We start from the raw sequence: 14,649 nt of genomic DNA, 5'->3' as shown, positions 1-14,649 counted from the left end.
ACCTGCTGTTACGACATAGGCCGTTGGCGAGGGGCACGACCGAACGGATGTCACACAAACTTCATGTTCGAGGAGTAGTCGGGCAAAAAAAATGACGGCAACCCGAAGGTTGCCGCCACTGGTGTTACGACAGTCCGAGCTTACAAAGGACGACCGATGGTGTTGCACACGGTGGTGTTGTTGATGTCCAGGTTGTTGCCCGACGTGTTGGTGATGAAGTTGGCGGTTACAGCGTTTTTCCACGAATCAGGCACGGCGACAAACTTGTGCGCCTGCGTCGCCGCGTTGTTGCCCGGGATGCTGTAGTGAGTGGTCAGGAAGGCCTTCACGGAAGCGGCCACGGCTGCGTCCTTGTAGCACTGACCGAAGATGAAGTTGGTGTAGGCAGCGAGTTTGTAACCCAATGCTGGGTTAGCCACCACTGGCGACCAGTTGGCTGGGTTTACAGCCTGAGCAGCCGTCGAAGGAGCGGCAACCGAAGACAGTGCCAGGGTCACGTTGAGCGAGGTTGGCTGGACGCCGTTGACGCGAGCAACAACAGCGTTGCTGGTAGCGTCAACACCGTCCGGACCGACATAACCGATCGAACCGTCAACCGCGTTCACGGTAGTGGCGACATCAGAAGTGTTGGCAACGCCGACCCAGCCAGTAGGCAGTGCGCCGCCGCCGACGCGAGCGGCAGTGAAGGTCGAGTTGGTGGTGAACTGAGCCGGGCAAACCGAGTTCAGGTGACGGGTCAGGATTTCCGAAGTACCGCTGGAAACGTTGCGATAAACAACACGGATCGGAGTGGTGTCAGCAGTGCCCAGCAGCGCGCCCCACGTGGTTTTGGCACCGGAGAAAGCATCGCACAGCTGAGCGCTGGTCAGGTTCAGAGCGGTCTGGCCGGCTTTTTTGTACGGGATGGCTACCGAAGTGGCCACCGAAGGCAGTTGGATCAGCGGACCGAACGAAGCGCCGTAAGTGGTGGTGTAGGTGTTGAGTTCCGCGGTGCTGAGGATCGAGTCGCTACCGGCGAAGTGCACGGTACCAGAGGCGCTGAGGCCAGCCGGGTTGTTGGTCAGGAAGGCAGTCTTGCCGCCACCGCTACCGATGGCAGCGTAGCTGAAGTTGGCTGGCAGGATGCTGTCGGCAGAACCTTTGTACAGAGCGGCAGGCAGCGTTGCACCACCACCGGTAACGGCCATGGCTTGAGCAGAGGCCAGAGCGGCGACGGTCAGGGATGCTGCGATCAGAGTGCGCTTGAACATGAAGAATCTCCTTTTCAACTAGGTTGTGAACACAGGTTTTCGGATGACTTGCATGACACCGGGAGGACTCACCTGGCCCTCGCTGGCGCTGGCCTTGGTTAAGTCGCACTGAGAAATTCGCAGTTTCCGGTGACAGATAAAGGAAAAAACCTCGGGAGGTGTGAGGCGTTTCTGAAGGGATTTTCTCGGGTGTTTGTCGGCTGCTGCGCAGCGTCTGGATCGCGGGTTTGGCTGAATCGGGCTGGAGGCGTTGGCGGGTGGTTGCAGATGACAGAAAGGAGAACCCGAGGATGGTTCTTTTGAGGGTCGGGTGATGCTGAAGTCCTGGAAAAAATCTGGATCTTTTGTTGCCCGGACTGGCCCCTTCGCGAGCAGGCTCGCTCCCACATTTGAAATGCGTTCCCCCTGTGGGACCGAGCCTGCTCGCGAAGAGGCCTGCCCAGACACCACCAAAACATCAGACACACCACTACTGGACCAGCTGATTAATCTCAATGATCGGCAACAACACCGCCATCACAATCACCAGCACCACCCCGCCCATCACCACAATCATCAGCGGCTCCAGCAACGCGGTCATGCCCATTGCCCTTCGTTCGATATCACGCGACAGGGTTTGCGCCGCACGCTCGAGCATCGGTGGCAACGAACCGGTTTTTTCGCCGCTGGCAATCAAATGAATCAGCACCGGCGGAAACACGTTCTCAACCCGCAACGCTGCCGCCAGGTTCACACCCTCACGCACCTTGGCCGTGGCCTCACTGACACTCAGGCTCAAGCGGTCATTGGACAAGGTCTGCCGCGCCGCTTCCAATGCACGCAACAACGGCACCCCGGCGCCGCCGAGAATCGCCAGCGTCGAGGCAAAACGCGCGGTGTTCAGGCCCAGAATGAAACGTCCGAACAGCGGCAATTTCAGCACCCGATGATGCCAACTCAAACGCGCCGCCGGATTGCGCAGGTACAAGCGCCAACTCCAGAAGCTTGCGGCCATGATCCCCGCGCACAGCCAGCCCCAACTGCGGATGAAATCACTCGCGTTGAGCATCGCCAAGGTCAACCCCGGCAAATCCTGCCGCGCCTGGGAAAACGCGCTGACCACCTGCGGCACCACATAACTGAGCAGGAAAATCACAATGCCGATCGACACCAGCCCGACCACACCCGGATAAATAAACGCGGTGAGAATCTTGCCGCGCAGGTTGTTGCGCTCCTCGATGTAATCCGCCAGCCGCTCCATGACTTGCGCCAGATCACCGGACTCCTCACCCGCCGCAATTAACGCACGGTAGATCTCCGGAAAATCCCGTGGCCGTGCGGCCAACGACTCCGCTAGACGCATGCCGCTACGCACATCAGCACGCACGGCGCTCAGGGTGTGGGCGATGTGCTTTTTCTCGGCCTGCTCGACCGTGGCACTCAACGCAGCTTCCAATGGCAGGCTCGCGCCCAACAGACTCGCCAATTGCCGAGTGGCCCAGGCCAGGTCGTTGTCGGAGAGTTTGGCGCTGAACAGTCCACCGCCACCGTGACTGGCGACGTTGCTTTCCTTATGCACCGACAACGCGGTCAAACCGCGCCCGCGTAAAACACTGAACGCGGCAGCCTGGCTGTCCGCCTCAAGGTGCCCGGTTTCGATCTTGCCGGTCGCATCGGCAGCTTCAAAACGATAGCGATTCATCAGGCGTCCCGTGTCACACGGAGGATTTCTTCAGGGGCGGTGGCGCCGCTGCGGATCCAGCGCTCACCGTCCTCGCGCAGGCTGAACATCCCGGCCTTGGCGGCCGATGCGCGCAAGGCCTGCTCCCCTGCCCCTTGGTGAATCAGGGTGCGGATGTCGTCGTCGATGCAGAACAATTCGTGGATGCCGGTGCGACCGCTGTAGCCGGTTTGATTGCACGCCGCGCAGCCGACCGGGCGCCAAGTGCCGGGTGTCGCCGGGTCTTCCTGTTTGCACTTATTGCATAGGCGTCGCACCAGGCGTTGTGCGAGCACGCCGAGCATCGATGACGCGAGCAAAAACGGTTCGACGCCCATGTCGATCAAGCGGTTGACCGCCGACACCGCGTCGTTGGTGTGCAGCGTTGCCAGCACCAGGTGCCCGGTCAGCGAGGCCTGTACAGCGATTTGTGCGGTTTCGAGATCGCGGATTTCGCCGATCATGATGATGTCCGGGTCCTGGCGCAGGATTGCCCGCAGCGCCAGGGCAAAGGTCATGTCGATCTTGGCGTTGACCTGAATCTGGCTGATCCCCGGCAGGTCGTATTCCACCGGGTCTTCCACGGTGAGGATGTTGCTGGTACTCGCATCCAGCCGCGCCAATGCCGCATACAGGCTGGTGGTTTTGCCGCTGCCGGTGGGGCCGGTGACCAGCACGATGCCGTGGGGCTGGCGGATCAGGTGATCGAGTTTGGCCAATACCTGTGCGTCCATGCCCAGGGTTTCCAGATGCAGACGCCCGGCCTGTTTGTCGAGCAGACGCATAACCACGCGTTCGCCATGCCCGGTCGGCACCGTGGAGACACGAATGTCGATCGGCCGCCCGGCCACGCGCAACGCGATGCGACCGTCCTGCGGCAGACGTTTTTCGGCGATGTCGAGCTGCGCCATGATCTTGATCCGCGACACCAGCGCACCGTGCAAGGCCTTGCGCGGCGAGACCACGTCACGCAGCGTGCCGTCGACCCGGTAGCGCACCACCGAATGGGTTTCGAACGGTTCGATGTGAATGTCGCTGGCCTCGTCACGCGCGGCTTGAGTCAGCAGCGCGTTGATCATGCGAATCACCGGCGCGCCGTCCTGGGTGTCGAGCAGGTCGGTGATTTCCGGCATGTCCTGCATCAGGCGGTCGAGATCGACTTCGTTTTCTGCTGCACCGACCACCGCCGCCGCACTGCCGGTGTCGGCATAAGCGCTGGCGAGCAAGCCATCGAGTTCGTCATCGCGCACGCGCTGAATCGTAGTCGCACCAAACTGCCGCCGCGCCTCACTGATCGACCAGCCCGGCGTCGACGGACACACCGTCAACACGCCATCACACAACAAAATCCGCTGCGCCTTGGCCCAGGCGTAAGGCAACGCACTCATCTCGTGTCCTCCCCAATCCCTGTAGGAGCTGCGTTGTTCCTCATTTCTGCAGCAATGCAATCCCCTGTGCCAATACGATCCCTTGGGCCAGTGCCCCCCCCTGTGGAAATGCAATCCCCTGTGGCGAGGGAGCTTGCTCCCGCCGGGCTGCGCAGCAGACCCAAAACCTGCACAGCGGTTGTTTCAGACACACCTCGCACACCGGATTTACGGCGGCTTCGCCCCCGAGCGGGAGCAAGCTCCCTCGCCACAGGGATGTGCTGCACCTTGATGTTGGGTTTCATAACCGTCGCCCCGTTTGGATCGCTACCGCTTTGATCGTGCCAGTGAAATCCCCTGTGGCAATGCGATCCCTTGGGCCAGTGAAATCCCCTGTGCCAATGCGATCCCTTGGGCTAGTGAAACCCCCTGTGGCAATGCAATCCCTTGGGCTAGTGAACCCCCCTGTGGCAATACAATCCCCTGTGGCGAGGGGATTTATCCCCGTTGGGTTGCGCAGCAACCCCAAATCCTGCAACCGAATTTCGCCAGACATACCGAGTGTTTCCGGTTTACGACTGCTGCGCAGCCGAACGGGGATAAATCCCCTCGCCACAGGGGTGCACTTTAAATTGCGGGCAGGGTTCAAAAGCGTGTGCTCCCTTCAATCGGCACGGCTTTGATGGTTGCTCGCGGGCCGGAACTTGGCACCACCGCCGGCACACCCTGCGCCGCCGTCGGCAACTGCGGTGCCTGCATGTCCGGCATCGCCCAGCTGCGTTCCGGCTGCAAACCACCCTGCGCCCGGCGCATGAAGTCGTAGCGATTGAGGGTGATGCTGCGCCCCGCTTCGCTGTCGCGAATGATGTACGGGCGCAGGAACACCATCAGGTTGGTCTTGGTGATCGCCCGGCGCTCGTTGCGAAACAACGCGCCGATTCCCGGAATGTCACCCAGCCACGGCACCGAGTCATTGCTCTGGCTGTAGCCGTCCTGGAGCAAACCGCCAAGCACCATGATCTGCCCGTCATCGAGCAGGATGCTGGTATCGATCGCCCGTTTGTTGGTGACAATCCCCGCAGAATTGGCACTGGCCGAAGCCCGCTCATCAATGCTGCTGACTTCCTGATAGATATCGAGCTTCACCGTGCCGCCCTCGGAAATCTGCGGGCGCACGTTGAGCTTCAAACCGACCTCTTCGCGGGTCACGGTCTGGAACGGGTTATTGCTGGTGCCACCGCCGCCAGTCACGTAACTGCCGCTGACAAACGGAATGGTCTGCCCAACAAAAATACTCGCCGCTTCGTTGTCCAGGGTCAGCAGGTTCGGCGTCGACAACACGTTGGTGCCGCCCTTGCTCTTCAACGCCCGGGCCAGCACTTTCAGGTCGAGAATCTTGCCGATGCCGGGGATGTCGACGGTGCCGTTGACGTAGCCCAGGTTCAAACCCTGCGGCAGCACATCAATGCTGGTCTTGCCGCTGACGTTGATCCCCGAACCGCCTAGATTTGCGCCACCGATCACGCCGTTGCCACCGAGGTTACCGGTCTGCCATTGCACGCCGAATTCACTGGCATCGTCCTCGCCGACTTCGACGATCAAGCTTTCAATCACCACTTGCGCGCGGCGCTGGTCGAGCAGATCGATCACCTCGCGCAGGTTGCGATACAGCGGCTCCGGCGCGGAAATCAGCAAAGTGTTGGTGGTGGCGTCAGCCTGAATGGTCACGCCGCCGGCACTGAAGGCGACGTTCTGCTCGCTCGCCTGATTACCGCTGCTACTGGTGCCGCCACTGCCTTGTGCGTAACTGCCACCGGTACTGCCGTTGCTATTGCTGGTCGATGTCGTGCCGCTGCTTTGCGTACCGCTCTGGCCATTCTGCCCAGCGCTACCGCCGGTACTGCCGCCCATGGCACTGAGCACCGAACGCGCACTGTCACTGGTGCCGCTGTCACTCTCGCCGGTGAGCAAACCGCGCAAGGCCTGCGCCAGTTTCGCCGCTTGCGCGTTACGCAGATAAACCACGTGCAGATTGCTCGGATTGCTCTGCGCGTTGTCGAGTTTGTAAATCAGATTACGCGCCAGCTCCGTGCGCTCCGGGCTGCCGGCGCGAATGATGATGGTGTTGGAACGCGGATCACCAATCACCGCGATTTTCTGCGTCGGATCATTGCCCGGCGCATCCAGCAGATCCGCCACCATCGGCGCGATATCAGCAGCGATACCGTTCTGAATCTGCACCACATCCGTGTCGATCGCACTCGGCGAATCAATGCTCGCAATCAACTGCGCAACGCGGGTCAGGTTCTCGGCGTAATCGGTGATGACGATGGTGTTATTGCCCGGATAGGCGTTGATCGGGTTGTTCGGCGAAACGATCGGGCGCAGCACCGGAATCAGGTTCACCGCGTTCTCGTATTGCAGGCGAAACGTCCGCGTGAGCATGCCGTTGCCCGCAGGTTTATCAGCACTGTAAATCGGCCCGCCCAGCAACTTCGCATCCGCCTCCGGCACCACCTGCGCCACGCCGCCAACATCCACCACACTGAAACCCTGCATGCGCAACGCCGCCAGCAACATGTCGTAAGCCTGCCGCGCCGGCACCTGACCTTCCGAGACCAGCGTCAATGTGCCCTTCACTCGAGGGTCGACCAAAAACTGCTGCCCGGTGGAACGCGACAACGCGCGCACCACCGCTTGAATATCAGCGTCGACAAAATTCAGCGTCACCGGTTGATCGCCCAAAGGATTGCTCGGCAACGCAATGCCCGACGCCGCCGCGCCGCTGCGCGCACTCTTAGTGATGTTGTGCAATTGCTTCGGCACAGGTCGCGCCTGCGCCTGTGCGCGCTCGCGGTCGAGCACCGCGTCGCCGCTGCGCTGGGTGTTGGCCAGCGGCCGGCCGAGTTCACTGTCGACCAGCAACGGCGGCTGATTCTGCGGCGTGCCGGTGTTGCTGCACGCGCTCAACGCCATCAGCAGCATCGGCAACGCCAGACGTGCCGGTTTGGATCCTGACCCCTTCATGAAGCTTCCTTAGCGCCCAGCGCCTGATCCATGCGAACGGTGCCTGACAAAGTGCCGGCGGTGACTTCGGTCGAGGGGTTGTCTGCGCGTTGCAAACGGGCCTCGACCACTTGCAGAGAAAGGTGTGCCGGGTTGCTCAACAGCCAGTCGAGCACGGCGTCGGCCGGCGCCGCGTCGAAGGTCAACTGCCAGGCGCCGGCCTCCCCGGCCTGCAATTGATAGTGCCCGGCGAGGCCGCTGGCCTGCAGGGTCTGCTCCAGCGACTGCGCCACGCTTTGCCCGTCCGGGCGCACGCTGACCTCGCGCAACAGCACTTCCAGCGCTTCGGTCTGCGCACGCAGCTTTGGCGTTTCGGTTTGCCAATAAGCGATTTTCTTCAGCGGCGGCTGGATCAGCGCGACCCACAGCAGCAGGCCGATCAGTGCAACGGCCATGCCGGCAACCATACGTTTTTCGCGCAGGGCCAACGGCTGCCAACGCGCCTGCAACTGAGCGTTGAAGCGTTGCCACTTGGCGCGGTAGAGCGCGAGCGAGGGCTTATTCATCGTCTTCTGCTCCGCCGCTGTCATCGCTGTCGCTTGGGGTGGCTTCAGTAGACGGACGCAAGGTCCAGCCTTCGTTGTCGGCAGTGACGCTGATGCCGGCCTGCGCCAACGTGCTTTGCCACTCCTGATCATTGCCGCCACGACGAGCGTCGCTGAGCAGACTCAGTTGCAAGGCACCGTCGACAAACGCCAACCGCTCGACACTGCCAGCCATCGACGGCATGCCACTGCCGGCCTGCAACACCAGACGATTGAACGTCTGCGCCGGATCATCCGCCGCGCCCTTCTGCCGCGCCGCCAACTGCTGGCGAGCCTGTTGCAGCGGGTTGAGGATCACCGGCAACTCAGGGAAGGCCTGCTTGACCCGCAGGTTCATCTGGGTTTTCAGCTGCTGACCCTGCCCGGCTTCGCGAGCGGCATACAGGTTCAAACCAACGACCCAAACCGCCACGGCCAACGCTGAGAGGGCGATCGCCCTGCCCCAGCCGCGATGCTCGGTGTGTTGCTGCTGGACCGCGCCATGCAATCCCCAACCCGGTAGCGGCCCAGTCCAGCGCTGCGCATCCGCCATCGGCAGTTCAGCGCCCGGCGGCGGTTGATCACCGATCCAGTGCAAAGTGACGCCCGGTTCCCACACAACACCGTCGAAACCGTCATCGAACAACGGCTGCACACGCGCCGCTTGCACGCTATCGCGCAGCAACAAATGCCCGTCCTGCACACACGCGACGGTGCCCGGCAGCACCGGCAAACGGTACGGCGCCGGATAGAGACCGCGCAGGTTCAGCCCAACGCTTTTCAGCAACTGACCCAAACGCAACAAGTGCTGCCGAGGCACCCAGGCGATCTGCACCTGCCCGGCCTCGTCCCGCGTGCTGTGCGCAATGTGCATCTCGCTGCTGTCGCCCAGCATCAAGGCCTGCGCCGCACACTGCACCGCCGCGACAATCTTGTTCGCGGGCAGCGGCGGTAAATCGAGACTCGCCAACAGGCTGTCAGCCGGGTGCAGAAAACACACCAGCGGCGGCAGTTTCGACTGCTGACTCAACTGGCTCAGACTGCGGCGTTCTTCCCGCGTGACCTGGCCCTGACGATCCAGCCAGGCGCAGTGCAATTCACTGTGCAGATCCAGTTCCGCCAAGGGCGGCAACGCCACCTTCAACTGGCTCATACGCCCACCCGCGACCAGATCACTTGCGGCAAGCGGTCCTGGCTGCGATGCAACAACGCCTCAAGACTGACCCGCCGCTGATCGCGCCGCGCCTCACCGCGCAGGCGAAACCAGTCACTGGTGATGCCGACCTTGACGCTGGTCAGCTCCAGTTGCGGCATGCGCAAGCGGTTAACGAAGTCGCCACGGTTGATAAACCAGCGCCCGGCATCGCGCTCGGCTATCAGCGCATTGGCACGCTCCAGCGACAGCCCCGGCACATAAGCGGCCAACACCGGCGCGGTGGCGGTGTTGCCGTTGAGCCACGTCGTCGCGGGGATCACCGTCAGGTATGGCGCCAGTTTGCCCATCACCGCCTCATTCACGCCGTCGACACTGCGCAAATCATCGATGTTGCGCAGCATCGGCAGCGTCGGCTTCTGCGGTTTGCGTGAAGCGTTGGGCGAGGTCGCGCGGCCACTGTCGAAACCCGTTTTCGGCGCCTCGGCAATCTGCGCATTCAGCAGTCGCGGGTAGGACGCAATCACCCGCTGACTGATGCGCTGACTCAACCCGGCACTGATCCCGATCAACTCGCACAAGCGCTGAAACGCCGCGACCTGCGCCTCGTCCACCCGCTCGTTGGCCACCAGATTGCGCAGGTTGAACTTGCCCTGCTCATCCTCCAGTCGCCCCTCAAAACCTTGCGCGGAGAGACGTTGCGCCCACGGCTGATCGAGCCGGGTCAGCGGATCGCGCTGACGTGCATCCCAGAGCAACTGACGGCTGATCTCCAACCCGCCCTGCAGCAGCCAACGGCCCTGCACACGCTGCTGATCCGCCTCCAGCGCCCGGGTCGACACGCTCTGGCGCGTCAACATGCCCGCCGCAATCACCGCCACCACGGCCGCAATCAACAACGCGCTGATAATCGCCATGCCCTGTTGCTTCGCCCCCTCAGGCGAGCGGCTGTTCATGGCCGGCCTTACAACTGCCAGGAACCGATATCGGCATTCACGCCGTCGCCGTCCGGCTGACCGTCGGCACCGAGGGAAAAGATGTCGATCTCACCATTGGCGCCGGGGTTGAGGTATTGATAAGGACGACCCCACGGATCGTTCGGCAGGCGTTCCAGGTACGAGCGCCAATTGCTGTTCTTCGCATCCGCCGGCCGCTCCACCAACACCTTCAGCCCCTGGTTCATGCTCGGGTAAGTGCCGTGGTCGAGGCGATACAACTTCAACGCCTGCATCAACCCGCCAATATCCTGCTTCGCCGCCGTCGCCCGCGCCTGATCCGGCCGGTCGAGCACCTTGGGCACCACCATCGCCGCGAGAATCCCCAGAATCACCACGACCACCATGATCTCGATCAGGGTAAAACCCTGCTGCCCACGCGGCGTGCGCATCGGTTGCTGAAGCGATTTGAAAGGTGCGATATCCATCTCGACATACCCTGGCTTGATTCGATTCGACGCGCAGTGTTGCAAGAAGATATGTCAGTGATGTTGAAAATCCTCGGGTGTTTTCGTCGTCAAGCCGTCAAGCACGCGGGTTAGCGTCGAGGGCTGGGTTTTAGCTTTGGGCCATGTATGCGTGCGCGTTCGCGGGAAGAAGGTTTCACGTTGATTGAGGTGCTGGTGGCGCTGGCGATTATTGCCGTGGCGATGTCGGCGGCTGTGCGCGTGGCGGGGTTGATGACGCAGAGCAGCGGGGTTTTAAGGGATCGGTCGGTGGCGCTGATTGCGGCGCAGAGTCGGATGGCGGAGTTGCGGCTGGAAGGGAAGTTGCCGATGGGTATGAAAGCGCAGGAGTGTGATCAGGGGCGGTTATTGCTGCGTTGCGAACAGCTCATTAGCGCAGCCGAAAACGGCCGCTTACTCAAGATTGGTATTCAGGTATTCGACCGCAATCAGGACGCGCCACCACTAGCAAAACTCGAAACCCTGCTAAGCCGCCCACTGTAGGAGCTGCCGAAGGCTCCCACACAAATATCTCAGAAAACGGAAACAGCGCATGTGCCATCGCCATCGCTGCCAGCCCAGCTCCCAACGGTTTCAGGGACGGACACAACATCCCTGACCAACACAAAACCCTGTGGGAGCGAGCCTGCTCGCGAAGGCGCCAGAATGGACACCCGATTAATCACCAAGTGTCCCCGACACCTACATCACTCCGGCAACTGCAAATTATCCAACGCCCGATTCACCGCCAACTCCCCGAGCATGATCAGCTGCGCAATCCCCGCCAGCGCATGGCGCTGCGATGCCGGCAACAGGCTGGAGACGTTCTGGGCGATGGTTTTGGCCGAAGCGAGTGTTGCACTGGCATCGACCAGCAGTTCTTCGGTTTTGTTGTCGGCGGTGACGGCATACATCCCACGGTTTTTACGTGGGGGCGGCGTGGAACCGGGCGGACAGAGGTAATGGTCGAGCGCGCGGTCGGCGGCTTCGTGGAGTTTTCTGGAATCGATGGATTCGTAGGGGGAAACCGAGGCGGTTTCGGGCGGGTTGGGTGTTGGTTTGATCATGGTGAAGCTCCTTGATGACTGGAGCCGCCACCGTTCGCGGTCAAACAAACAGGGTGGCAGCTGTACGCGGGTTGACCGACCGGACATCAAGGAATCCGGCACACCCGAAGGTGTCCCACGCACAGCCACCGCGACATGATTTCAGACAATGCCTGAACACGTGCAGAACGCTGGCGCGCCTTGATATTGGGCGGGCGGTCAAACCCGATCGCTGATTCGTCAGCGACCGCACCACAATAGAATCCGCCCCCAAGGCGCACAAGCCGGCGGATTCTGGCGTAGCTGTAGGCAAAGGCGCAAGGATATGTAGCCTGCGAGAGTGTTTGGAGATGTCTTTTTAAACATTGGCGTTTATCTAGACTTCATTCCGTCTCGGCCCCCCACGGCAGATCCGTCCTCTGCCCCAACAGACGAAAAAAAATGGCCGAGATTGCCAGTCGTAACTGACAACCTCGGCCATATAAATAGTGCTATTTCTTCCAGCACATATCGACGTCATCCTGAGTGCTCAGGTCTGTATCGATGCCCAACCGGTACCTGCAGTAATCAATAATCCCCCCCCGCTCCTCCGCCGTCAGGCGCTCCACCTTCCTGATCTCGCCATCATTGGCGTGGATGTTGTAGAACTTCATCTGAAACGTGGGGTGCTTCTTGATGAAGACAATCGTCTCGATGTCGCCATCCTCAACGGCGTTGTAGTAGCCGACGTAGAGCATGGTCGCTACAACGAGGATTGCCGCGATTAAAAGCTTTTTCATTTTTGCGATGCCGGGAGTGGAAGCAGATTTTTTTGGGTTTGATGACTCAGTGCTCAGCACCGCTAAACAAAACCTGACTTAACAGCGATCCCAAAGCTGATCATGACCAACAACAGAGAAATGACGCTCCATTGCAGCATTACTAGCTTCCGTTTGAGGGGAGCTGGGAAACTGGCCAAATCTTCAGAGCTCAGCTCACCCCTTTTCAAATAGAACTGAGGGAACGTCACAATTCCTGAAATGCCGCCTACAAGTAGAAGCTTTCCCCAAGGCCCACCATGCCGAAGCGGCGCCCGAGTCATGATGGCTGAGCAATTATTCAGGTGCTCCAACATCAAATCCATCTTCGTATAGGCCAGGTGCAAACAGAGGCCTATCCAAAGAATCAGCCCTGCCAGATCAACGATGGCAATGGACAGAAGTACCTTATCAACGACGTTCAAACTCACTTCCCTGCGGAGTAGATTTTCTCACCAGCCCACTTGCCTGTGGTTTCCAAGCGTTTAAACGGGGCCGAGCACGCTTCTCATCCGGTTACTTGAGTACTCCTGATTTCCCCAAAGCAACCAGCACAACCATCGCAGAAAGCAGCACTATTGCGCTCCATTGCATCAACACAAGTCTCTGCTTGAGTGAGGAAGGAAAATTCTCTACGTCATCGGCGCTGAGCGTGCCGCGTCTCATATAGAAATTCGTGAACGTAACGAGACCAGAGGCGCCACCTACTAAAAGCAACCGCCCCCAAGCACCTCCGTGCTTCAGCGCAGCTAACCTAGTGCCGGCAGAGCTGTTTTTGAGGTGTTCAAGAATCACGTCCATCTTGATGTGTGCAATGTAGAGAGCTATCCCGATCCAGATGATCATTGAGATAATCACTACGCCACACAATCCTCCGACTATCAGTTCAGCGGTATTCATTTAGTCACCTCGTAAATCACTTCGCCGAACATTTCACCACCGGCCCCTCCTACCGCCCCGCCAGCATATGAGCCTGCCGCTACAACTACCACGCCGCAAGCGAGGGTTCCCAATCCACCCGTTGGCACGCCAAGCCCCACACAGATTGCACCTACCACTGGAGCAGTGAGTGCTGCTCCTGTCATCGCGCCACCGGCCACCCCACCAATGAAACTACCACCCTCGGTATATTTGATCTTTTCGCATGCATCCTTATTGCCTGCCGCACAGACTTCTTGAACCTTCATGTAAGACGCCCCTCCCCCGACCGCTGTACCAATCCAGCCACCATACTTCACAACCTTGGCCGCTCTGGCGACACCGTCTGAATGAGTGGCGTAACCGGGAATCTGCCCCGGTGCACCGGCCAAGGTCCAGTGATGCACCAAGCTTTTGCTTGAGATGCCGAGGGCTGATTTCAGACTTGGGTGATCAGGGAAACCGATGCCCTTTCTGGTTAGTCCGGTGAGTTGTCTATCAAGCTTGGCAAACAGTCGTGCACGCTCATCAAAAAACTCTGAGCTACGCAAGTGACCGTCTCGCTGAAAACTTTTCTGGTGCAACGTTTCGATTTCCTTCAGCGAAGTTTTCACGTCTTCCAGGTTCTTGGCGAAGATCGATTCACCGACACCGATTGATGTTGAGCCTTGCGAAAGAATCGACTCTATCTGGCTCTGGTAGCGAACCATGAAGCTCGCTTCTTCGTCGGTCATGGGTTTGAGCGCCGCGTCCACTTTCTGCGCCGCTTCCATGAGCAACGCTTCTTCACGTGTGCACTGAGGATTGTTCGGATCACTCAACACGATGAGCTGCCCGGGCTTGGCGTACCCCGTGACGTGAGGGTTGAGGCGCGTGAACTTCTCAAGCGTTGCACCATCCGGTTTATCGAACAATGCGGCTTCTAACGCAGAGCGCGGCATGACTTGCTGAACGATGTAAAAACCGGGTTCCGCTGCTGGCTTCGCAACAGCCGGTTTCTCTGCGGGAGCCTCAGGGTATTCTGCCCAGTGCTTGGCGTGCAGATCAGTCGGTTCTACGCCACGGTAGACCTGTTTTCTTGGCGGGTTAGGTAGTGCGGGCCTTGGTACATTTCCATGTTCACTCATGAATCATCCTTGTTCACTTCGGGAATCCCGACTTGAGGTTCCGACAGTCCGACGCTATCGAAAAGCCCAAGTGCTGGCTGTAGGACAAAGCCTAAAAAGCAGTGCCCAAACGGCTGATTCCTGTCATTCGCGGGGTGCGCAGGATAACTGGTGAGGGAGGATGGTTGTATGGCAGCAGATGGCCACACATAGATTAATCGCAGGATTTACCTGACCCACACGCAACCTTGTGCCGAGTATTAGGAGTTTTTGTATCGCTGC

General features: G+C 59.9%; 14 protein-coding genes. 1 reads left to right on the top strand and 13 read right to left on the bottom strand.

Annotation, left to right across the window (positions count from 1 at the left end; translation table 11 throughout):
* Positions 1 to 140: 140 nt before the first annotated feature.
* The 8 genes from BK670_RS06255 to gspG form a co-directional block, all read right to left on the bottom strand.
* On the bottom strand, positions 141 to 1,250 hold the full coding sequence (locus tag BK670_RS06255) for a substrate-binding domain-containing protein (protein ID WP_123449055.1): 1,110 nt from the start codon (positions 1,248 to 1,250) through the stop codon (positions 141 to 143).
* A 469-nt stretch (positions 1,251 to 1,719) separates the two neighbouring features.
* A complete protein-coding gene (gene gspF / locus BK670_RS06250) occupies positions 1,720 to 2,931 on the bottom strand; it encodes a type II secretion system inner membrane protein GspF (RefSeq protein ID WP_123449054.1) in 1,212 nt (403 codons plus the stop codon).
* Positions 2,931 to 4,337 (bottom strand): type II secretion system ATPase GspE, encoded by a 1,407-nt coding sequence (gene gspE, locus BK670_RS06245; protein WP_123449053.1) that lies wholly within the window; start codon positions 4,335 to 4,337, stop codon positions 2,931 to 2,933. The genes gspF and gspE overlap by 1 nt, the downstream gene beginning before the upstream one ends.
* Before the next feature lie 624 nt (positions 4,338 to 4,961).
* Positions 4,962 to 7,343 carry a type II secretion system secretin GspD gene (gene gspD, locus BK670_RS06240; RefSeq protein ID WP_123449052.1) on the bottom strand — a complete coding sequence of 794 codons (2,382 nt, stop codon included), beginning with the start codon at positions 7,341 to 7,343 and terminating at the stop codon, positions 4,962 to 4,964.
* A complete protein-coding gene (gene gspM, locus BK670_RS06235; protein WP_123449051.1) occupies positions 7,340 to 7,888 on the bottom strand; it encodes a type II secretion system protein GspM in 549 nt (182 codons plus the stop codon). Before gspM ends, gspD begins: the two co-directional genes overlap by 4 nt.
* Positions 7,881 to 9,059 carry a type II secretion system protein GspL gene (gspL, locus tag BK670_RS06230; protein WP_123449050.1) on the bottom strand — a complete coding sequence of 393 codons (1,179 nt, stop codon included), beginning with the start codon at positions 9,057 to 9,059 and terminating at the stop codon, positions 7,881 to 7,883. Before gspL ends, gspM begins: the two co-directional genes overlap by 8 nt.
* Positions 9,056 to 10,015: a type II secretion system minor pseudopilin GspK gene (gene gspK / locus BK670_RS06225; RefSeq protein ID WP_123449049.1), complete on the bottom strand. Its 960-nt coding sequence runs from the start codon at positions 10,013 to 10,015 to the stop codon at positions 9,056 to 9,058. The genes gspL and gspK overlap by 4 nt, the downstream gene beginning before the upstream one ends.
* Before the next feature lie 8 nt (positions 10,016 to 10,023).
* Entirely contained in the window at positions 10,024 to 10,482 is a 459-nt protein-coding gene (gspG, locus tag BK670_RS06220) for a type II secretion system major pseudopilin GspG (protein WP_038368790.1), read from the bottom strand.
* 147 nt (positions 10,483 to 10,629) lie between these two features.
* Between gspG and gspI the strand changes: the two genes are divergently transcribed.
* The gene (gspI, locus tag BK670_RS06215; protein WP_123449048.1) at positions 10,630 to 11,004 is read left to right on the top strand and encodes a type II secretion system minor pseudopilin GspI; all 375 of its coding nucleotides are present in this window, start codon (positions 10,630 to 10,632) and stop codon (positions 11,002 to 11,004) included.
* 203 nt (positions 11,005 to 11,207) lie between these two features.
* Here gspI and BK670_RS06210 read toward each other — a convergent pair whose 3' ends face one another.
* From BK670_RS06210 to BK670_RS06190, 5 genes are all read right to left on the bottom strand, one after another.
* Entirely contained in the window at positions 11,208 to 11,567 is a 360-nt protein-coding gene (locus tag BK670_RS06210; protein WP_034155636.1) for a DUF6124 family protein, read from the bottom strand.
* 470 nt (positions 11,568 to 12,037) lie between these two features.
* A complete protein-coding gene (locus BK670_RS06205; RefSeq protein ID WP_123449047.1) occupies positions 12,038 to 12,325 on the bottom strand; it encodes a hypothetical protein in 288 nt (95 codons plus the stop codon).
* Positions 12,326 to 12,387: 62 nt separating this feature from the next.
* A complete protein-coding gene (locus tag BK670_RS06200; RefSeq protein WP_123449046.1) occupies positions 12,388 to 12,774 on the bottom strand; it encodes a hypothetical protein in 387 nt (128 codons plus the stop codon).
* Between the two features lie 85 nt (positions 12,775 to 12,859).
* Positions 12,860 to 13,243, bottom strand: coding sequence for a hypothetical protein (locus tag BK670_RS06195; RefSeq protein ID WP_034155633.1), 384 nt, complete (start codon positions 13,241 to 13,243; stop codon positions 12,860 to 12,862).
* Positions 13,240 to 14,388, bottom strand: coding sequence for a hypothetical protein (locus BK670_RS06190; protein WP_123449045.1), 1,149 nt, complete (start codon positions 14,386 to 14,388; stop codon positions 13,240 to 13,242). Before BK670_RS06190 ends, BK670_RS06195 begins: the two co-directional genes overlap by 4 nt.
* Between the last annotated feature and the right edge of the window lie 261 nt (positions 14,389 to 14,649).

The organism is Pseudomonas fluorescens, assembly GCF_003732425.1.
In the GTDB taxonomy this organism is placed as follows: domain Bacteria; phylum Pseudomonadota; class Gammaproteobacteria; order Pseudomonadales; family Pseudomonadaceae; genus Aquipseudomonas; species Aquipseudomonas fluorescens_BE.
Note: the sequence above shows the minus strand (reverse complement) of the source record. Positions and strands in the feature narration are given on the sequence as shown.